At 55.2% G+C, this 20176-nt stretch carries 15 protein-coding genes; 4 read left to right on the top strand and 11 right to left on the bottom strand.

All coding sequences use genetic code 11. The annotated features are described in order from the left end of the window. Positions 1–77 precede the first annotated feature (77 nt). Positions 78–1007: an AEC family transporter gene (locus ACXJJY_RS00395; RefSeq protein WP_456384505.1), complete on the top strand. Its 930-nt coding sequence runs from the start codon at positions 78–80 to the stop codon at positions 1005–1007. Positions 1008–1045: 38 nt separating this feature from the next. Here ACXJJY_RS00395 and dnaE read toward each other — a convergent pair whose 3' ends face one another. The 7 genes from dnaE to ACXJJY_RS00430 all read right to left on the bottom strand — a co-directional run bounded on the left by dnaE (position 1046) and on the right by ACXJJY_RS00430 (position 10770). Then, positions 1046–4558: a DNA polymerase III subunit alpha gene (gene dnaE / locus ACXJJY_RS00400; RefSeq protein WP_456384507.1), complete on the bottom strand. Its 3513-nt coding sequence runs from the start codon at positions 4556–4558 to the stop codon at positions 1046–1048. A gap of 2 nt (positions 4559–4560) precedes the next feature. Beyond that, positions 4561–5484, bottom strand: a complete 924-nt coding sequence (locus tag ACXJJY_RS00405; protein WP_456384509.1) for a pentapeptide repeat-containing protein — start codon at positions 5482–5484, stop codon at positions 4561–4563. A 188-nt stretch (positions 5485–5672) separates the two neighbouring features. Beyond that, on the bottom strand, positions 5673–6524 hold the full coding sequence (locus ACXJJY_RS00410) for a sugar phosphate isomerase/epimerase family protein (protein WP_456384511.1): 852 nt from the start codon (positions 6522–6524) through the stop codon (positions 5673–5675). Beyond that, positions 6511–6684 (bottom strand): hypothetical protein, encoded by a 174-nt coding sequence (locus tag ACXJJY_RS00415; RefSeq protein WP_456384513.1) that lies wholly within the window; start codon positions 6682–6684, stop codon positions 6511–6513. Before ACXJJY_RS00415 ends, ACXJJY_RS00410 begins: the two co-directional genes overlap by 14 nt. 405 nt (positions 6685–7089) lie before the next feature. After that, positions 7090–7896 carry a 4Fe-4S dicluster domain-containing protein gene (locus ACXJJY_RS00420; protein ID WP_456384515.1) on the bottom strand — a complete coding sequence of 269 codons (807 nt, stop codon included), beginning with the start codon at positions 7894–7896 and terminating at the stop codon, positions 7090–7092. A 60-nt stretch (positions 7897–7956) separates the two neighbouring features. Then, complete coding sequence (locus ACXJJY_RS00425; RefSeq protein WP_456384517.1) at positions 7957–10170, bottom strand: molybdopterin-containing oxidoreductase family protein; 2214 nt, start codon at positions 10168–10170, stop codon at positions 7957–7959. Continuing rightward, positions 10171–10770, bottom strand: a complete 600-nt coding sequence (locus ACXJJY_RS00430; protein WP_456384519.1) for a TorD/DmsD family molecular chaperone — start codon at positions 10768–10770, stop codon at positions 10171–10173. Positions 10771–11067: 297 nt separating this feature from the next. Between ACXJJY_RS00430 and ACXJJY_RS00435 the strand changes: the two genes are divergently transcribed. Together ACXJJY_RS00435 and ACXJJY_RS00440 are read left to right on the top strand one after the other, a co-directional pair. Beyond that, the gene (locus tag ACXJJY_RS00435) at positions 11068–11496 is read left to right on the top strand and encodes a 4Fe-4S dicluster domain-containing protein (protein WP_456384521.1); all 429 of its coding nucleotides are present in this window, start codon (positions 11068–11070) and stop codon (positions 11494–11496) included. Further along, the gene (locus ACXJJY_RS00440; RefSeq protein ID WP_456384523.1) at positions 11493–13241 is read left to right on the top strand and encodes an aldehyde ferredoxin oxidoreductase N-terminal domain-containing protein; all 1749 of its coding nucleotides are present in this window, start codon (positions 11493–11495) and stop codon (positions 13239–13241) included. Before ACXJJY_RS00435 ends, ACXJJY_RS00440 begins: the two co-directional genes overlap by 4 nt. On the opposite strand, the gene arfB is transcribed toward ACXJJY_RS00440, so the two are convergent. Both arfB and dusB read right to left on the bottom strand, forming a co-directional pair. Beyond that, positions 13238–13663 (bottom strand): alternative ribosome rescue aminoacyl-tRNA hydrolase ArfB, encoded by a 426-nt coding sequence (arfB, locus tag ACXJJY_RS00445; protein WP_456384525.1) that lies wholly within the window; start codon positions 13661–13663, stop codon positions 13238–13240. The genes ACXJJY_RS00440 and arfB overlap by 4 nt on opposite strands. A gap of 2 nt (positions 13664–13665) precedes the next feature. Then, complete coding sequence (gene dusB / locus ACXJJY_RS00450) at positions 13666–14607, bottom strand: tRNA dihydrouridine synthase DusB (RefSeq protein ID WP_456384527.1); 942 nt, start codon at positions 14605–14607, stop codon at positions 13666–13668. Between the two features lie 336 nt (positions 14608–14943). On the opposite strand from dusB, the gene ACXJJY_RS00455 reads away from it, so the two are divergent. Continuing rightward, complete coding sequence (locus ACXJJY_RS00455) at positions 14944–16875, top strand: transketolase (RefSeq protein ID WP_456384529.1); 1932 nt, start codon at positions 14944–14946, stop codon at positions 16873–16875. Positions 16876–17063: 188 nt separating this feature from the next. Here the strand turns inward: ACXJJY_RS00455 and lptE are convergent, their stop codons facing one another. After that, the gene (gene lptE, locus ACXJJY_RS00460) at positions 17064–17606 is read right to left on the bottom strand and encodes an LPS assembly lipoprotein LptE (protein WP_456384531.1); all 543 of its coding nucleotides are present in this window, start codon (positions 17604–17606) and stop codon (positions 17064–17066) included. Between the two features lie 41 nt (positions 17607–17647). Beyond that, positions 17648–20137, bottom strand: coding sequence for a leucine--tRNA ligase (gene leuS / locus ACXJJY_RS00465; RefSeq protein ID WP_456384533.1), 2490 nt, complete (start codon positions 20135–20137; stop codon positions 17648–17650). Positions 20138–20176 lie beyond the last annotated feature (39 nt).

The following is a 20176-nucleotide window of genomic DNA, read 5'->3' on the forward strand; positions in this document are numbered from 1 at the left end:
ACAGGTAGCGCTACTGGTTTTATCTGCCATGATTTAAGGCTGGCAACCATTCTTTTTTTCAGGTAGAACCAGCGACCATGGGACAGGTTGCTGAAATCGTTTTACCGGTTTTTCTGGTCATCGCTCTGGGGTATGGCATCCGCCGCTTCGGGCTGGTGGATGATCTTTTCATCTCCCAGGTCAATGGACTGGTTTTTTACATATGCCTGCCGCTGATGCTTTTCTACAAGATCGGCCAGTCGGATTTTTCCGTCAACTTCAATCCGCAGCTGGTACTGGCCACCAGTGTGGCCACCGGCTGCTGTTTTGTCCTTGCCTATCTGTACGGGAAATGGAGGGGATTTTCTCCTGAGGTTCACGGGGCGTTCTGTCAGGGATCGTTCAGGGGAAACCTGGCCTATATCGGGTTGGCTATTGTTTATAATGGCTATGGTGACGAGGGTTTGACCAGGGCGGGAATACTGCTTGGCTTTCTGGTGCCTGTTCTGAACTTTTTTGCCATCCTGGCCATTATTCTGCCCCAGCGGCGTCAGCGGACAGGTTTTCCGGAAATTCTAAAACTGATCCTTGTCAATCCACTCATTCTTGCCTCCCTGGCTGGAATTTTCTGGAGTTTTTTCAAACTGCCCATCCCTGCCATCCTGGACCGGTCTCTCAACATTGTCAGCGGAATGACCCTGCCCCTGGCACTTCTTTCAATCGGTGGTGGTTTTTCTCTGAAAAACCTGAGAGGAGATTTCTGCAAGGCTGCCCTTGCCACTACCATGAAGTTGGTTCTGTTGCCGTTGATAACAGCGGCGTTGATGCTGCTCTCTGGTGTTACCGGGCTGGATTTTGCCGTTGGTCTGCTCATGGCCGGTGCACCGACTGCGGTGGCCACCTATATCATGGCGTCCAAAATGGGAGCTGACCGGGAACTTGCAGGAACAATCGTGATGATGGCCACCGGATTTTCAGCACTCAGCTTCACCCTGCTGTTGCTCAGCCTGCATGCATTTGGAATGTAGGATGCCGCCTGGAATGGACCAGGGGCCTGGCTATTTTCTTATTTTCGGTAACCGTTGTTGCGGCGCCGGCCCCGTTCCCGAATCTCAGGGGGTTTCATGCTCATGGACAGGGCAGGGTAGCCAAGGGTCTGTTCCAGCTCCTGAAAAAATTCGCGGCACGGGCGGACAGTGAGGTCTTTGAGGATTTCGATGTCCACTTCGCCGCGGCCATCGAAATGAAGGGTCAGGTGCACCGGAGTGGTGCCGTGGAAACGGTACAGCATGTCTTTGAGACGTTCCAGGTGGCCGCGCGTGGTCCGGTCTGCCCGCAGCTTTATCGAGGCCTTTTCTGTATACTTTTCCAGGGCGTCTGGTAGTGTATGCACCGTCTGGGCGATAATTTTTGCGCCCCGCTCCTCCTGTTGCACCTTGCCAAGAACGATTACCGGCTCGTCACCGCCGAGCAGGTGGGAGCAATGCTCGAAGGTGGAAGGAAAGATCACGACCTCCACCGAGGAGGACATGTCTTCGAGAACGGCAAAGGCCATGCGGTCGCCCTTTCTTGACTTATGTTCCTTGTAATTCTGAATCAACCCACCCAGGCGAACAGCCTGACCGTCTCGGTAGTTTTTCAGGCCTTCGATGCTGGTATCCGCCACCATGCGAATGTCCTCGACAACCCCTTCCAGCGGATGACCGGTGAGAAAGAAGCCGATGGTCTCCTTTTCAAAGGCCAGTTTTTTCATCTTCGGCCATTTTTCCACATCCGGAAGTTGAATTTCAGCGCTCTTCCGGGTTTTTGAGCTGCTGCCCAGGCTGAACAGGTTCATCTGCCCGCTCAACCGGTCGCGTTGTACGGCCCTGGCCTGTTCAAGGGCCTGTTCAAGGGCCTCCATGAGCTGGGCCCGGTGTCCTTCCATGGTATCAAAGGCCCCGGCCTTGATCAGGCTTTCGATCACCTTGCGGTTCACTTTGCTGGAGTCGATTCGGGAGCAGAAATCACCAAGCGATTTGTAGGGACCGTTTTCCTCACGTTCGGCAATGATGGATTCCAGAGCTGCACCGCCGACGTTTTTCACCGCTGCCAGGCCAAAGCGGATGCGGTCATTGATAACAGTGAAGTCCTGGAACGACTCGTTTATGTCCGGTGGCAGAACATCGATGTCGTGCTGGTGGCATTCGTTGATGTACTTGACCACCTTATCCGTGTTGTCCACGTCGCAGGAGAGCAGGGCGGCAAGGAACTGGGCCGGGTAGTGCGCCTTGAGGTAGGCGGTCTGGTAGGCGATCAGGGCATAGGCCGCCGAATGGGACTTGTTGAAACCGTAGCCTGCAAACTTGGCCATGAGGTCGAAGATATACTTGGCCTTGTCTTCGGGCACGTTGAGTTTGCGGGCCCCGGCCATGAATTTTTCCCTTTCCTCCTCCATGACTTCGGGAATTTTTTTGCCCATGGCCCGGCGCAGAATATCTGCGTCACCCAGGGAGTAGCCGGCCAGAATATTGGCGATTTTCATGACCTGTTCCTGGTACACGATGACGCCATAGGTCTCTTCGAGCACCTCCTTGATCTGGGGCAGCGGGTATTCGGGCGGACGGCGGCCATGTTTGGTTTCGACAAAGGTATCCACCATGCCGGAGTCAAGGGGTCCGGGACGATAAAGGGCCACCAGTGCGATGAGGTCGGAAAACTGCTCCGGCTTCATTTTGATCAGGAGTTCACGCATGCCGTCACTCTCAAGCTGGAACACGCCAAGACTGTCGCCCCGACACAGCAGCTCGTAGGTCCTGGGATCGTCCATGGGGATCTTTTTCAGTTCCACATCGGTCCCGATATCGAGCCTGATGAGCTTGAGCGCCCGGTCGATGACGGTCAGGGTCTTGAGGCCGAGGAAGTCGAACTTTATCAGTCCGGTCATCTCGGTGTACTTCATGTCGTACTGGGTCAGGACTTCCTTGTTGGGACCCACGCAGACAGGCAGAAACTCCACCATGGGTCGGGGGGAGATCACCACCCCGGCGGCGTGGATGGTCTTGTGCCGTGACAAACCCTCCAGGGTCCGGGCCACGGTCAGAAGTTCACGTACCGCATCGTCCTTCATGGCCTCCCGCAGGCGCGGTTCCTTGTCAATGGCCTTGTCCAGAGTGATCTTTAGCTCTTCGGGGATGAGTTTGGCGATCCGGTCCACTACAGGCAGGGGGATTTCCAGGACTCGGCCCACGTCGCGGATTACGGCCCGGGCCTTCATGGATCCATAGGCCACGATTTGGGCCACATGTTTGTCGCCGCCGTATTTTTTCCGCACATAGGCGATCACCTCATCCCGCCGATCCTTGCAGAAATCCACGTCAAAGTCAGGCATGGATTTTCGCTCCACATTGAGAAAGCGCTCAAAGATCAGTCCGTAGGGAATGGGGTCGATGTCGGTGATGTGCATGCAGAAGGCGGCCAGAGACCCGGCACCGGAACCGCGGCCCGGTCCCACCGGAATCTTCTGAGACTTGGCCCAGGTGATGAAGTCGGCCACTATGAGGAAGTAGCCGGAAAAGCCCATTTCCTGGATAACCCCTATCTCCATGGCCAGCCGGTCCCGGTACTGCTTCTCAAGCTCCGGGGAGACCTCCTTGAGTTCGCGCAGATCGGTGAGCCGTTCTTCCAGTCCGTCCCAGCACTCCTTTTCAAAGAGCGTCTCCAGGGTTTCGTTTTCCGGCACCTGGAAGATGGGAAAATGATGATCGCCGAACTCGAGTTCCAGGTTGCACCGCCCGGCCACCTCCATGGTATTGGTCACCGCCTCGGGACAGTAACTGAACTGGGCCGCCATCTCTTCGGGTGATTTGAAATAGAGCTGGTCGGTGGAGAACCGGAACCGTTTGGGATCATTTATGGTTCGGCTGGTCTGGATGCAAAGCAGTACTTCATGGGCATACGATTCTTCGCGGTCCAGGTAATGACAGTCGTTGGTGGCCACCAGCTTGATACCCAGCTCGCCGGCAAGCTCCATCAATCCCTGGTTGGCAATGGTTTGCTCTGGAATTCCATTTTCCTGGATTTCGAAGTAGAGCCGATCCCCAAAGACTTTCTGTAACTCCAGAGCGCTTTTTCTGGCACCGTCAGGGTCGTTATGGGTGATACGCCAGGCAATTTCGCCGTGGAGGCAGGCGGAAAGGGCAATGAGTCCCTCCTGGTGGGCAAAGAGCACTTCTTTGTCAATGCGCGGCTTGTAGTAAAACCCTTCGGTCTGGGCTATGGAGGCCAGCTTCATCAGGTTACGATAGCCGGTTTCGTTCATTGCCAGCAGGACCAGGTGAAAGTTGTGGCCCGCGTTCTGATTTTTTTTCAGTCTCGATGTCTCGGCTATATAGAATTCGCAGCCGATGATTGGTTTGAGGTTGGCTTTCCTTGCCTTGGTATAGAATTCCAGGGCCCCGTACATGGCGCCGTGGTCGGTGATGGCCACGGCTTCCATTTCATACTCTCTGGCCTTGCTGATAAGGTCGTCCAGGCGGATAGCGCCATCCAGCATTGAATACTGGGTATGAACGTGCAGATGGACAAAATGAGCAGACATGTTTATTTCAACCCCTTTACACCTTCAAGCAGGGCGTCGGTGAGGTCAGCCCCGGTGAGGTCGGCCCCGGTGAGGTCGGCCCGGATCAGGTTGGCTCCCCGGAGAATGGCCCCACGCAGGTTGGCATCCCTCAGATTGGCTCCGGGCAGGTTGGCGTAGATCAGGTTGGCTTTTTCCAGTTTGGCGCCCTGGAGATTGGCCCGGCGGAGGTTTGCCATACGCAGGTTGGCATAACTCAGATCGGCGCCTGGCAGGTTAGCCTGCACCAGGTCGGCTTTCTGCAGGTCGCTGCCGGCAAGCCTGCAGTCGGGGCAGTCGCGGGCCATCCATTTGACGGTCGCCTCAAGCTCACGCTTGTCAACCATTGGCCGGGAAGGGACATTGTCCTGTACACCGGCGGTCTCTTCTTCCCGGAGGATCTTTTTTTCCGGCCTGGCAGTGGATTCGGCAGTCCTGGTACGGATGGACGAACGATAGCTTTTTCTCTTCTTCGTCTTTGTTTCATGGTAGAGGTTCTGACTGTCGCCTTGCTGCAGTTCAGCGGTGTATTGCCGGACTCCGCTGCCGTTTACCAGGAAATAGTATTTTTTGCCGGGATCTGTGAAGACTTCGAAGCAGCGCAGGTCCCCATACCACCAGCTGCGCATGCGAATACAGAGCTCGCCAAGGTCACTGACATCCCAGCGCCCTGTATCACTGTTGTTATAGATATCCCTGGCAAAGGCCGTGCTTGAGGGATCGAAATAATAGTAACTTTCTTCTTCAAGCGAATGGAGAAAGAGGGTGTTGCCCTCCACGAGGGAAAGTACATCCTCGGGGGAAAGCCTGGAGTATCCTGTTTTATTATCGAGCTGGTTCTGGGTGGCCGGCCCGCAACCGACCGCCAGTAGAAGGACGAGCACCAGGGACCAGACTGTATACTTCATAGCAAGCTCCATGCAACGTTAATGTATTGAAATAAAATGTTAAATTATGATTTTAGCGACGAATTGTTCAGCCGGTATAGTACACGGTCGTCGGGGATTTGGCATTAAATTTTGCCAGGAGCAGGTCCTGGTCTCTGTGAAAGTCCATCGGGTGCTGAAACGGGTCCCGGCGTCGTGTCGCGCCAGTATCATGCTGCAAGTCCGGTAAAGAGGCCCTGTTCTTCGATGGCGGCCAGGGAATGCCACAGATCTTCCTCGGTGTGGGGTTCCAGGGTGATAATCGGCGTCCTGGACGATGCCTTCAGGTGGTCGAACAGACCCTGGAAGTCGAAGCACCCCCTGCCGATGGCCAGATGGTCATCACCAGTGGTATCGTTGTCATGCAGGTGGATCTGGCCCAGCCAGGGGCCAAGTTCGTCTATCCATGGTTGCCACGGGGTATGGGCAAAGGCCTGGGTGTGACCGGTATCGAGACAGAATCCCAGGTGACTGCAGTTCAGTCGTTCAAAAAGTTTTCTGTGCACCTCCGGGCTCTTTTCATAGGTGTTTTCAAACATGACCCGGGTGCCGTTTTTCACCGCAATGGTAAGGAGCGCCTCCCAGGTATGGAGGGCGTTGTCGAGCCAGGTGGTAAATTTTCCCTGGTGCTTGTTGTCCTCGTAGCCCAGGTGGCAGACAATCGATTCCGGTGAAAATATACCGGTAAGATCGAAGGCCCGGCGGAGTTTCTCCTGGGAAACCTCGCGGATTTTCGGGTCAAAAGCACCTGGGGAAAGATCAAGGAACGGGGCGTGCAGAGTACAGCGAAGATCAGCCCTGCCAAGGGCCTCAGCGAGGGAGGCAAAGTGTTTTTGCCCCTTATCCCAAAGACAGCACCCCTCAAGACCGATTTCCGGCTGTAATCGGTGGAGCAAAAACAGGTTCAGCAGTCCGGTACTTAAAAGATCAAAAGGTGCATTGATGAAACAGCGGCGCTTGATCAGCTGGAAAGAGGCGGGATCATGCCAGGTGACATCCTGATTATTATCAGTCTCGTGCAATGGTTTCAATTTTCTTTACCGGAAGAAGGTTTCTGTCCAGCGCTGTTTTCATATCGGTTATCTGTACTTTATCATCGTTATAGGTGACCAGGGCCGTGTGTTCACCGATATCAGTATGGACCTTTATGACACCATTCAGCTTTTTCAGGGTAGCCCGCACCCTGTAGGCAGCCCCGCCTCAGGTAATACCTGGCACAAAAAGTCTGACCGACTGGGTCGCGGCAACGGTGAAAGAGAGGGGCATGACAGAAAGAATCAGCGTGAAGGTGAGTATGGCAAGGTGTTTTCTGTCCATATATCGCTACCTTGTGATTTGTATAACGAGGATTGAGAAAATGACCAGCCCGGAGACCGTGAATTTTTTCCAGGCACTGTTCATGATAACGATCCCGGAGAGTTCCAGGAAATGACGATTGTACAGGTTTCAGGGGTTGTAAACAAGAAAACAGAGGCGGGACAGAGCGTTTTTCTTCACTCCGTCCCGGCCTCTGTTTGGTGTTTACCGTACGGTATTGCGGCTGCCCGGCGGGCAACCGAGGTATTGTCCTGCCGGGCTTTGGCTTTTTTACTTTTTGTCTTCTTCCTGCATGGCCTTTACCAAAAGGGAGCCGGCAATGCCCAGCACTCCGAGATCGCGGACCTGTTTCATGGCCGGCTGCATCATCTTGGCCAGCATGATCCGGCGGGTGGATGCTTCGGGCATCTCTTGCGGCGCCTGGGCTTTAAGCAGCTCTATGTCTCTCTTTTTGGAGCCATAGTACCGGCTGTTTGGTCCGATCTGTACATTTTTGGAGGACAGGCCAAATGCGCCTTTTTTGACGTATTTGGACACCTCTGAGTTGGGGTCGGTCAGGTCTCCGAAGATACGGGCCCCGGCCAGGCAGGTCTGGACGCATGCAGGCTGCAGCCCTTCAGCAACCCGGGGCATGCAATAGGTGCACTTGTCGGCCTTGCCTTCGGACTCGTCGTCGGCCAGATCCGGATTGACGTAACGGGCACCATAGGGGCAGGCGTCTGCACAGGCTCCGCAACCCATGCAGCGACCCTTGTCGATCTGGACTGTGCCGTTGAAAGGATCTTTCCAGGTGGCGGCGATTTCCATTGTTTTGGTTTCACCGGTCTTGACGTTTTTGAAAGTGGCTTTGACCGGATCAGCCGGGCAGACGTCCACGCAGGCGGGCTTGTCACAGTGATTGCACAGGCCTGGATAAAAAGTGAACGCCAGCTCGCCGGTAGATGTTTTTGCCGGACCAAGGCGGTAGACCCAGTTCCGGCCAAACTGCGCCGGAACCTCCCACTCAGCCTTGCAGGCAATGGTGCAGGCATGACAGCCCACACATTTGTCTATATCGATAATCATGCCATACTGCATTTGGATATACCTCCTGAATTTTTCGTCGTGTCATCTCCTGCCGCGTTTTCTGCCGCAGGATCAACTTGCCTTGACAAGCCGGACAAAGTTATTGCGCATACCGCTGCAACCGGTTTCCGGATCAACCGTAATCCTGGTGATCAGGCTCTGGTCATCAACTCCCTGGTTGTAGCCTACCGTGAGAGCCGGGTTCATGGACCCGTAACCATGGTACATGTAGACTGCGTCTTCACGGATACCGGGAGTGACTTTGACTGTGGTTGATGTGCGGGATTTGACTCCGTCCTGATTGACAAACCTGACCCGGTCGCCATCACGCAATCCCAGTCTCCTGGCAACTTTATCGTTGATCCAGACTGGGTTTTCAGGCATGGCCGCATGGAGCCAGACGTTATTCTGCGTCCGGTTGAAGGTGTGAACCGGAGCCCGTCCGTACAGGAGGCGCATGTAGCCGGCCGGCGGCTCTTCCACCGGTATATAGGTGGGGATGGCAGGGAATCCTTCGTCGAGGAGGTCTTCGTTTGCGAAGTTGACAGTGAAATCCTCTGAGATTCCGTAGGGATCCTTGCCAGGCTGGATGTGGATACCGTCTTCAGCCTTCAATTTGGCAATGGACAGACCGGCGCCGGCCAGAATCTTGTCGACCATCTCTTCCTGGCTCTGGACCGGAATTTTGTCACCATAGCCCATTCTCCGGGCGATTTCGTTGGTGATCCAGACACCGTCCTTGCGTTCGAAACCAGGATCGACCAGTGGCATACGGGCAGAGACGAACTGCTGGTGTTTTTCTGCAAAGTTCCACTGGGTGCCTTTCTTGATATAGTCGTAACGCTCGAGATAAGAGCATTCGGGCAGCAGGATGTCGGCGTACATGGTGATGTCTGTGGGCATCACATCAACACACATGACAAAGTCCATCTGTTTGAGCATCCTGATGGTCCGCTGCTGGTTGGGAATCGTCTGGATCGGATTCTGTCCCCAGATCACACAGCCCTTGATCGGATAGGGCTCTCCGGACAGGGCAGCGTCCCGGATCAACTCGGTCGGGGTGCCGGGAGGAGCAAAAGGATATTTCTCGGCAATTTCCCTGAGGTTTTTACCCTCGTGCTCACCATGGGGCCAGCTTACCTTGGCAAACCCTTTGGGACCCTTTGGTTTGACAAAACCACCCTTGACGCCGTAGGCACCAAGAATGCCGGTCAGGCAGGCCAGAGCACGTTCACGCTGAAAGTCGTTGCCATACCAGGATACGTGGCGTCCCGGATGGATTGATACGCTGGGCGCACTGGCGGCCAGCAGTTCAGCCACTTCCTTGATCTGGGTGGCCGGGACGTCACAGGTGGCGGCTGCTTTCTCCAGGGTCCATTCGCTGATACCCTCGGCCATGGTCTCAAAACCCTCACCGTGGTTTTCGACAAATTTTTTGTCATATTTGTCGTTTTGGATCAGGTAATTCATGATGGCAAGCAGGAACGCGGTGTCGGTGCCGGGCTTGATTTTGACCCAGATATCGGCCTTGCCGGCAGAGGCGGAAAAACGCGGGTCCACTACGATTAATTTTGCGCCGTTTTCAAGGCCTTTGAGATACCGTTTCAGATGTGAAACGTGGACATTTTCGCCAAAATGTCCACCGATAAGCATGATGGCCTTGGCGTTGGGCATGTCAACATGTTCCCCTGGAGGAGTACCGATCGTGGCCATGTAGGCCATGTCGCGGATACCACGGCACTGAAAAAAGGAGGCCTCGGAAACATTGGGTGTGCCTACGGTTTTTTCAAGGAAAAGCATGGGATACTTGGCCGAGGCTCCATGGGGGAACATGGCCAGTCCGTGAGGGCCGTACTTGTCGACGATCCCTTTGAGTTTGCCGGCACACTCGTCCAGGGCTTCTTCCCAGGAAATTCTTTTCCACTTAGGTGCCCCGCGTTTTCCAACATTTTTCAGCGGGTACTTGAGGCGGTCGGGATCGTAGAGCAGCTTGATGCCGGCGTTACCGCGGGCACAGATGGCTGTCCCGTTGTCAATGGACTTGGGGTTACCCTCAAGTTTGACCAGCCGTCCGTCGCGGATCTTGCCTACAAGCTGGCAGCGCCAGAAGCACATCTCGCAGATTCCACCGACTGCGGTCCTGGTTTTCTTGAAGCTTCCCGGCGGGATCAGCGGTGTCTTGACCACACCGGTCTCAGCTTTGGCCACCACTTTGGAAAGTGGCACGCTTGCCGCGGCAAGAGAGGCGGTTTTCAAAAAATTCCGCCTGGTCAGATTAATTGCCATTTACGGTTCCTCCTTGGTGAAAAAATCTATTAATTCAACAGACACCCTGTAGAACAGGTGTCCTGCCTCGTTATGAACTCGCTGGTAAAAACGCTCAAACCAGGGGCGGAAAAACCGGTGCAGAAACTCTTCAGCCTCCTCCAGCCGTCCTTCCCGGGTCAGCTGAGCAAGAAATTCAAGTTCATGCATGATGTGGTCGGCCGGTTCTGTTTCATCGGTCAGATCAAAGCCGCACTGCCGGTAAAAATCCCTGGTTTCTTCTGTTATCTTTCCCTGGAGACTGCCGGCACCGCCAATATAAATTGATGCATAGGGCGGAGCTATGGCATGGGGTATGGCGTTTATAAAGAGCCTGGTGTATTCGATCTGCAGGGTTTCAAGCGGGTTGCTATCCTGCTCAAGCCAAGTGCCTGTCTCCCTGGCTTGAGAGTCACGGCCAAGGGAGTGGAGAAGGTCCTGAAAGGTGGTAAGGAATTTCTGATCGAGAAAAGCGGGGTCCGGGTAACGCATGCACAATGCAAAAAATCCGTACAGGTCGGCAAGAGCATTTGCGTCATCGTTGCCCGGAGTTGATTCTGTGGCAGGATCTTTTAGTATCATGGTCGAATTCTACAACAGATAAAATTTGGTGTCAATGAATATGCATTCATTTGCTGTTTTGGTAATTCTTTTGTGATTAAGCTCGGTTAAGGGGTGTTTGATTTGACACAATGTGGTGAAATTTTCCTTTCCCAAACCACGTAATCCATAACCTCCACTTGTCAGCAGGAAACGGAGGGTATATCATTTTTCTGACCTGCAGTACCGTTTTGTCAACAGGCCTGAAAACCGATCATGGCACTCTGGAGAATTCTCTTTCACAGACAGCTGGACCTGAAGTGGAAGCATGGAGGATATATGAAGATACTTACAGCGCCGCACATGGAACGATGCATAGGCTGCCATTCCTGCTCACTGGCCTGTGCCAGGCTGGTGCATAAGAAACTTTCCTGGGAAAGCGCCGGAATTCGTGTCCGCTCGGCTGGGGGGTTGTCCACCGGATTTTATGCCATCCGCTGCCTTGGCTGCGCAGATCCTGCCTGCGTTGCGGTCTGTCCCACCGGTGCCCTGGTGAAGAGGCGGGGTGGCGGGGTGCTGCTTCGCAAAAATAAATGTATCCGGTGTGGTGATTGCGTCCATGCCTGTCCCGTGGAGGGAATTGTTCAGGACAGGGATGGGGAGATTTATGTCTGTCTGCAGTGCGGGCAATGTGTGAGCTACTGCCCCCATGACTGCCTGGAGATGCGTGAAGCCGGGAGTGTGGAGCCCGGGGAGGTGATTACATGAACAGGGATCATTTCAGGGTACTTGTCGTTGACCTGGGCACCGGCCAGAGCCGGGTGGAGGAACTCGATGGCCGGGATCAGGTCATCGGCGGATCCGGGCTTGCCGCCCTCCTGTTTGAAAAATACGGCTTGAAGGACAGACCGTGGAGTCACGCAGCCCAGCCCTTTATCCTGGCCATTGGCCCACTTACCGGAGCCTTTCCTCTGATGAGCAAGGTGGTGGCCGCTTTCAAGAGTCCCTATCATGACCAGTACACAGAAAGCCATGCCGGTGGCCGCCTGGCTCTGGCTCTCAGGTTCGCCGGATACGATGGTCTGGTCGTCTGCGGATGCGCCTCCGGGCTATCCATTCTGGAACTTGGATCACGTCATATCCGGATCCGGGATGCCGGTTATCTTTGCGGTCTGGATGCGTACGCCACCGGTAAACTTCTCAGGAGAATACACTCCGGCGGCGCCGGACATCGCTCAATCCTCCGCATCGGCCCGGCCGGAGAATGTGGCCTGGCAATGGCTTGTATCAATGTGGATACCTACCGTCATTTTGGTCGCCTGGGAGGCGGGACGGTGCTGGGAAACAAAAATATCAAAGGTATTATCATTCAGGGCGACGAAGGTATATCTCTGCCCGGGGACAGGGAGTACCGGAAACTCTTTGCCTCTGTCTATAAACAGGTTACTGCCACCAACATGATGCAGAAGTATCACAACCTGGGTACAGCGGTCAACCTCCAGGTCCTGGATGATCTTAAATCCCTGCCCTGGCGCAACCTGCAACAGACAAGCGATCCCGAGACAATAACCCGGATCAACGGTGAGACGTTTGCCGACAAGACGCTGCTGCGCAACGGAGCCTGCTCAGGGTGTCCGGTGGGCTGCGTACACATCGGGTATGTCAGGGAAAAATTTCACCAGGACAATCGCTACTTCTATCGTCAGGTGGCTTACGACTATGAACCCATCTTTGCCTGCGGCACCATGCTGGGCCTGGGTAATCCGTTTGAGATTCTCGGGGTTATGGATGAAATGGAAAAGATGGGCCTTGATGCCATGTCCGGCGGGGTCGCCCTGGCCTGGGCCACCGAGGCCCTGGAGCAGGGACTGATTTCGATCCGGGAAACCGGGGTCGAGCTGCGTTTCGGCGATGCGGCGGGTTATCGGCAGGCAGCCCGGATGCTGGGGACCGGGGCCAATGATTTCTATACTCTGCTTGGCCAGGGCACCCTGAAGGCGGCAGAGGCCTATGGAGGCCGGGACTTTGCCTGTGTACTGGGCCAGGAGATGGCAGGCTATGCCACCGGTGAACTTTTTTTCGCTTCCCAGTCCCTGGGGTTCCGTCATTCCCACCTGGATACCGGCGGCTACTCCTATGATCAGAAGCATGCGGAAAAGGATGTCGACCGGGCGGTGCAGTTTCTGCTCGATGACGAGCCGGGCCGGGTCCTGTTGACCTCCATGGTGGCTTGCCTCTTTGCCCGGTCTGTCTATACGGAGGAGACACTTGCCCGCTGTCTTGATGTTCTGGGCTACGAAACCCTGGCTGGAAATCTTTCGGAGCTGGGTGAGCAGATCCGGTGTCGACGTTGGCGACTGCGGTTTGCCACCGGTTTCAATCCTGAAGATGTCACCATTCCAAAACGATTCTACCGGGTGGAGACCTGGAAAGGACCGGTGGATCCAGCCTATCTGGAATTGTTGCGGGCCAGGTATGTGGAGGCTCTGCGGGCGAGAGTCGAACCTGATTAATGGTCCACCTTGCGGCGCATCTTTTTTATCTTCCCACGGTGGGTCTTGCGATCTATTCGCCGTTTCTGAGATGCCCTGGTCGCCCTGGTCGGACGCCGAACTTTATGGGAGATCCGGGCCCGAAGGATAATTGCTCGGAGCCTGGCCAGGGCGGCTTCCCTGTTTTTTTCCAGGCTTCGGAACTCCCTGGCTTTGATGATGATCTGACCTTCTGAGGTGATGTGATGGTCGTTAAGCTTGAGGAGGCGTTCCTTGAGAGGCTCGGGCAAAGAGGAGGCACGGATGTCAAAGCGCAGATGAACGGCAGTAGACGCCTTGTTGACATGCTGGCCTCCCGGTCCGGAAGCACGGATGGCCGTCAGGCGGATCTCCTCGGCCGGGATAGTCAGTGAGGCGGAAATAGTACAACCTGGGGAAGCCAAGGTTATCTGTTCTCCCTGAGTGCAGGCTCCCTGAACAGAGCCATGAGTTCATCAAGGGACCTGCAGTCGGTTATCTGCCGGCGCAATCTGCTGGCCCCTGGCAGGCCGGTCAGGTAGCGGGCAGCGTGATTTTTCAGTCTGAAGAGAATACGGTTCACCGGAAGAAACTCCCGGGCCAGCTCCAGGTGGCGCAGTACCACCGGGAAACGCCTGGCCAAAGTATCGGGCCGGCCGCCGGGTTGAAAAACCCATGGATTTCCCAGGGCGCCGCGACCGACCATGACCCCGTCGCAGCCGGTTTCCTCCAGCATGCGCATACCGTCTTCAAAAGTGAGAATATCGCCGTTACCGATCACCGGAACAGTCACGCTTTCTTTCACCTTTTTGATCATACTCCAGTCCGCCAAACCGGAAAACCCCTGGGACCAGGTCCGGGCATGGATGGTGACCGCGGCCACCCCGGATTCCTGGGCCATCCGGGCAAATTCAGGAGCCACGAGATGATCATTGGTCCAGCCGGAACGAAACTTGACCGTCACTGGTAAGCTGGTGCTGCGAACCACGGCCCTGATTATGGATGCGGCGCGGTCAAAGTCCTTCATCAGTGCGGCCCCGGAACCCTTCTTGATTACCTTGCGAACCGGACAGCCCATGTTGATGTCAATGAGATCAATGGGTAACTTGTCAAGCTCTGCCGCGGCCCGGCCCATGATCTCAGGTTCGTTGCCGAAAAGCTGAAAGCCCACCGGTCGTTCCCGGTGAGTGGTGGCCAGCATCTCCAGTGTCTTTGGCTGACCATGGGTCAGGCCGTGACAGCTTATCATCTCTGAAATGCAAAGGGCGGCCCCCATTTCGCGGCACAGGAGGCGAAATGCCAGGTCCGTGTAGCCGGCAAGGGGAGCCAGGATGAAGGGGGTTTTGAGGGTAACTGTTTCTATCTGCATTATTCTTGAACGATTGGTGCCTGTCCGTGGGCCTGGATTTTTCCGGTTGTCTTTCTGGGGCATTGTATTATAACGATTTGATCATTTTGTACACGAAAGAGCGACACCACGCTGTTTCCCTTTTCCTGGTCCTGCGCAGGAGACCGCCTGAAGGTACTCTGTCCTCAGGGCCAGTAACTGGAAAACAGTTTCATGGATGTCAGCCGCCCTCAGCCGCGGTACCGCCGCTGCAGGTTTTTCAATTTTAATATGTTAATACATATTGCTCTTCCCGGCCCTGTAAACGGGAAGACAATGTTATTGATTTTGTTACAGGAGTTAGGGAGAAAAAAGACCATGGTTCTGAAGTTGGATGTCAGTAAATCAGAATTAAGCAGCGAAGAAATTCAAGAACTCCAGGCAATGCGCAAACGGTGCGCCCGGCGTATCCTGCTCTCCACCACGCTCGCGGCCTCCGGTCACCCTGGCGGCTCGCTCTCCTCTCTGGACATGCTGCTGGTCATGTATGCCCTGATGAAACATGATCCGGCAAATCCCCGCATGCCCGAGCGGGACCGGGCCGTGATGTCCATCGGTCACATTTCTCCGGGTGTGTACTCTGTTCTTGCGGAAAACGGTTATTTTTCCGAAGAGGACTTTCTCCAGGGATTCCGCCGCACGGGTTCCGGTTTCCCGGGCCATGTGGAGTCCATTGTCCCCGGGGTCGAGTGGGACACAGGTAACCTGGGGCAGGGACTTTCCACCGCTGTCGGCATGGCCCAGGCACACAAGGTGAAAGGGGAGCCCAACCGGGTTTTCTGTCTCATGGGTGATGGTGAACACCAGAAAGGACAACTGGTGGAAGCCATGCGTTATGCCCGCAAATACAGACTGGATAACCTTATCGGCCTTGTGGACCGTAATCATCTGCAGATCTGCGGCTCCACCGAAGAGGTGATGCCCCAGTCGATCCGCAGGCTGTACAGTGACATGGGCTGGGATGTGATCTATCTGGAAGACGGTCATGACTGCAATGCGCTCTTCCAGGCATTTTCCCGGGCCTACCACAACACCAGCGGCGTACCGGTGGTGATCATTGCCCGCACCATCATGGGTAAGGGCATTTCGTTTATGGAAAACCAGGCCAGGTACCACGGTTCACCCCTCAAGCCGGAACAGTTGGCCGAGGCCCTGGTTGAACTGGGGGTGGAAAATGATTTTGAAAAATGGCAGGAACTTCGCCGGGAGCCGGTACGGACCCACACGATCATGGCGCCGCGCACAGATTACCCCGAGGTTTCATCGGGTGAGCCCATCCTTTACGATGCAAAGAACATGACCGATAACCGTTCCGCTTACGGGAATGCCTTACTCGGATTGGCTGAGGCCAACAACAAAGAAACTCCGGTAATCACCGGTATTTCGTGCGACCTGGAAGGCTCGGTCAAGATGGGAGGATTCCATAAGCATTCGCCCGGGGCCTATTTTGAGGCCGGTATCCAGGAACACCATGCCGCTGCCATGGCCGGTGCCATGAGCTGCGAAAACCTGGTCACCTTTTTCTCTACCTTTGGTGTTTTTGCCGTTTCCGAGGTCTATAATCAGAATCGGCTCAGTGATTTCAACCACGCCAACATGAAGATTGTCGCCACCCATCTCGGGCTCGACGTGGGCGAAGACGGACCTACGCATCAGGGTATCGATTACCTGGGACTTTTCAAAAATCTGTTCCGGTTTTCGGTCTACATGCCGGCTGATCCCAACCAGACCGACCGCATTGTCCGCTATATTGCCACCAGCCCCGGGAACCATTTCGTGGGTATGGGGCGTTCCAAAACTCCGGTGATCACCCGGGAAGACGGCTCGGTGTTTTTTGACACCGACTATACCTTTACACCAGGTCGGGCGGACTGGCTGCGGCGGGGCAGCGACGCGACCATCATCACCTACGGCGCGGTAACCCCCAGTTGTGTCGAGGCCTGGAATTTGCTGCAGGAGACCGGTATCTCGGTGTCGGTGCTCAACATGGCTTCGCTCATTCCGCTCGATCGCGACAGCGTGATCGAGGCGGGCAAGGCCGGCCCTCTGGTCACGGTGGAAGACCACCACGTGGAGAGCGGTCTCGGTGTCAGTGTGGCGACCGAGCTGGTCGAGGCCGGCGTTTCGACACCACTGGTTCGTCTCGGGGTTCGACGCTATGGTGGCTCAGGCAAACCGGCCGAGCTCTATCAGCAGCAGGGACTGGATGCCCGATCCATTGCCGCGACGGTCCGTGATCTGCTGAAATAAGTCTTGCAGCCGGACAGAGCCCACAGAAAGAACAAAAAAAGCGCGACAGTGTCGCGCTTTTTTTTATGTCCTCTTTTGCCCAATCCCCAGAGAACCCTGGAGCTGTCGGGACTCAAAAAAGGAAAAAGGCTGTCGCTACCTCTGGGGAATTGCCTGAGTTTTTTATCTTTTCTGTTGACAGACGGCCCCTACTCTGTCTCTTTGCTTTGCTGTTCCTGGCGCAATCTTTCCAGGGTTCCAAGATAGATCCGTTCCGAAAGATCGGCAATAATCTGCTCCACCGCCTCCTGTTCGTTGATGCTGGTGGTGTTGTCGCTGAGCTGGTATTCCTCGCTCCACTCTTCCCTTGGAACCTCCCAAAGCAGGGTGCCATTTTTCAGGTCCTTGAGCACGTAGCGGACCTGGAGCCTGACCTTGACCTCTTTTGTCTTGGCATTGCCATCCCAGGAAATGCTGGGCAGATCGATAGAGATGATTTCGCCGGCCAGAATCAGATCGGCCCGTTTTCGATCCCGGATCAGCTTGATACTGGGTGATTTCTGGAACCAGCGGGCCAGAGAGTGATAGATTCTGGCGTCCAGATCCAGCTGGTTGGTGCGGTTTTTCCATTGGGGCATGTACACGGTCTTTTCCGGTCCATCATAGATGTGGGGAAAATAATAACCGCAGCCGCCGAAAAAAAGTGTAAGGAGCAGGACGATCAGGAGTTGCCCCCTCTTGTGCAGTTTCACGTGGTACCCCCTGTTGTGCAATGGTCAATCAGGCCGTTGATTCAAACGACGATATTGACCAGTTTACCCTGGACGACAATAATTTTTCTGGGTTCTTTGTCATCTGTGAATTTCTGGACCCGTTTGTCAGCCAGGGCCTGTTTCTTCAAGTCTTCCTCCTGGATAGCCGCCGGAACCAGCAGCCGGGCCCGGACTTTACCGTTCACCTGGACCACAATGGTTATCTCATCTTCCTTCAAAGCCTCGGGATCACAGGTGGGCCAGGGCTCCTGATCCAGAAATGTGGAATGTCCTGTCTGTTCCCAGAGTTCGGCGCAGAAATGGGGAACCATGGGAGAGAGAAGCCGCAGGATTGCCTCCAGGGCCTGGCGCAAAACCGAGCGGTTGATTCCGGCGGCCTCTTCAGCGCTGAGCCGGGAAATATGGTTGCTCAGTTCCATGATCGCGGAAATGGCGGTGTTGAAATGGAAGTTGGTTTCAATGGAATCAGTTACCCGCTGGATCGTCTGGTGCGTCTTGCGGTAGAGAGTTCGGTCGGTTTCGTTCAGGTTACTGATCCGGATATCTTGCGGGTCACCCTGAAAGCAGTCCAGGCTTGAATTGACCAGTCGGTATACCCGGTTAAGAAAACGAGACGCCCCGTCCACCCCCTGAGCGTTCCATTCCAGATCTTTTTCCGGCGGAGCAGCGAACAGGGAAAAGAGACGGGTGGTGTCGGCCCCGTACTGGTCGATGAGGTCCGAGGGATCCACTACGTTACCCTTGGATTTGGACATTTTGGCCCCGTCTTTGATCACCATGCCCTGGGTCAGAAGGTTGGTGAATGGTTCGTCGATGTTGAGGTAACCAAGATCCCGCAGCACTTTGGTAAAGAACCTGGAATAGAGCAGGTGGAGGATGGCATGTTCGACCCCGCCGATGTACTGGTCGACAGGCAGCCAGTAGCTGGCCTTTGCCGGATCCAGGGGCTTCTGATCGTCAGCAGGGCAGGTGTACCTGGCAAAATACCATGACGACTCGACAAAGGTGTCCATGGTGTCGGTCTCTCGCCTGGCCGGTCCACCGCAAGCGGGACAGCTGGTGGCGTAGAACTCCTCCTGCTGGTGAAGCGGGGCATGGCTTCCGTCTGGATCGTTTGTGCCCGGAAGGGTTACAGGCAGCTCTTCGACAGGTACCGGGACCACGCCGCACGCGGGACAGTGAATGATCGGAATAGGGGCGCCCCAGTATCTCTGGCGGGAGATCCCCCAGTCCCGAAGCCGGTAGGTGATGTGTGGCCGGCCAAAACCCTTGTCGGCAGCATAATCTATGATGGCCTTTTTGGCCTCCTGCCAGTCCATCCCGGTGAACTCGGCGGAATCGACCAGTTTTCCCGGACCGGTCCAGGCCTCCTCCATGGTCTCTCCAGTCAGTGGATTTCCTTCCGGCTGGATTACCGGGCGGATGGGAAGGCCATATTTTCTCGCAAACTCGAAATCCCGCTGATCATGGGCCGGAACGGCCATGACAGCACCGGTTCCGTATTCCATGAGGACAAAATTGGCCACATAGATGGGCACCCGGTCGCCGTTAAAGGGGTTGATGCAGTAAGCACCGGTGAAGACGCCATGCTTTTCCGATTCCTCGTCCACAGCCAGGCGCTGTTTCTCTACCAGGGTCTTTTCTATGAATTCCCGAACCCTGGTTTTCTCCTCGCGGCCCTGGATAAGTGTGTCGATGAGTGGATGTTCCACGGCCAGTGACATGAAGGTCACTCCGAAGATGGTGTCGGGCCGGGTGGTAAAGATGGTGATCTTTTCCTGGCTGTCCTCTACCGGAAAATCGCAGGCCAATCCTTCACTGCGGCCGATCCAGTTGCGCTGCATGGTGACAACCTTTTCCGGCCAGCCGGTGAGCTGATCCAGGTCTTCCAGCAGTTCATCGGCATAATCGGTGATCTTGAAAAACCAGCCGTACATGGTCTTTGGCAGGACATGCTCGTCGCAGCGCCAGCAGCAGCCATCGATGACCTGTTCCCGTGCCAGCACTGTCTGGCAGCTCTCACACCAGTTGACCGTGGTCTCCTTGCGATACACCAGCCCTTTTTCAAGCATCTGCAGAAAGATGAGCTGTTCCCAACGGTAATAGGAGGGATCACAGGTGGCCAGTTCCCGGTCCCAGTCGTAACTCAACCCCATGGCCTTGAGCTGGTCCCGCATGTAGGCGATATTATCGTAGGTCCAGGACGCTGGGTGGACACCGCGCTTCAGGGCGGCGTTTTCCGCCGGCAGGCCAAAGGCGTCCCAGCCCATGGGATGAAGGACATTGAAACCCTGCATCCGTTTGTAGCGGGCAATGACATCTCCGATGGAATAGTTGCGGACATGCCCCATGTGAATCCGGCCGGAAGGGTAGGGAAACATCTCCAGGACATAATATTTTTTGCGGGAGGGATCTTCGTTCACGTTGTACGGTTTCTCTTTGGCCCAGCGTTGCTGCCACTTGGCCTCTATGGTCTTGAAATCGTACCTGTCGTTCGACTGTCTATCCATGATTCTCTGTGGTTAGATTTTTTGCATGAAATCTTTCAG

The organism is Desulfolithobacter sp., assembly GCF_054025815.1.

Coding starts and splice junctions, on each gene's coding strand:
- ACXJJY_RS00455 (WP_456384529.1), top strand. CDS start 14,944: ATGGTTCTGAAGTTGGATGTCAGTAAATCAGAATTAAGCAGCGAAGAA.
- ACXJJY_RS00425 (WP_456384517.1), bottom strand. CDS start 10,170: ATGGCAATTAATCTGACCAGGCGGAATTTTTTGAAAACCGCCTCTCTT.
- ACXJJY_RS00420 (WP_456384515.1), bottom strand. CDS start 7,896: ATGCAGTATGGCATGATTATCGATATAGACAAATGTGTGGGCTGTCAT.
- ACXJJY_RS00405 (WP_456384509.1), bottom strand. CDS start 5,484: ATGAAGTATACAGTCTGGTCCCTGGTGCTCGTCCTTCTACTGGCGGTC.
- leuS (WP_456384533.1), bottom strand. CDS start 20,137: ATGGATAGACAGTCGAACGACAGGTACGATTTCAAGACCATAGAGGCC.
- ACXJJY_RS00435 (WP_456384521.1), top strand. CDS start 11,068: ATGAAGATACTTACAGCGCCGCACATGGAACGATGCATAGGCTGCCAT.
- dnaE (WP_456384507.1), bottom strand. CDS start 4,558: ATGTCTGCTCATTTTGTCCATCTGCACGTTCATACCCAGTATTCAATG.
- ACXJJY_RS00430 (WP_456384519.1), bottom strand. CDS start 10,770: ATGATACTAAAAGATCCTGCCACAGAATCAACTCCGGGCAACGATGAC.
- ACXJJY_RS00440 (WP_456384523.1), top strand. CDS start 11,493: ATGAACAGGGATCATTTCAGGGTACTTGTCGTTGACCTGGGCACCGGC.
- dusB (WP_456384527.1), bottom strand. CDS start 14,607: ATGCAGATAGAAACAGTTACCCTCAAAACCCCCTTCATCCTGGCTCCC.
- ACXJJY_RS00395 (WP_456384505.1), top strand. CDS start 78: ATGGGACAGGTTGCTGAAATCGTTTTACCGGTTTTTCTGGTCATCGCT.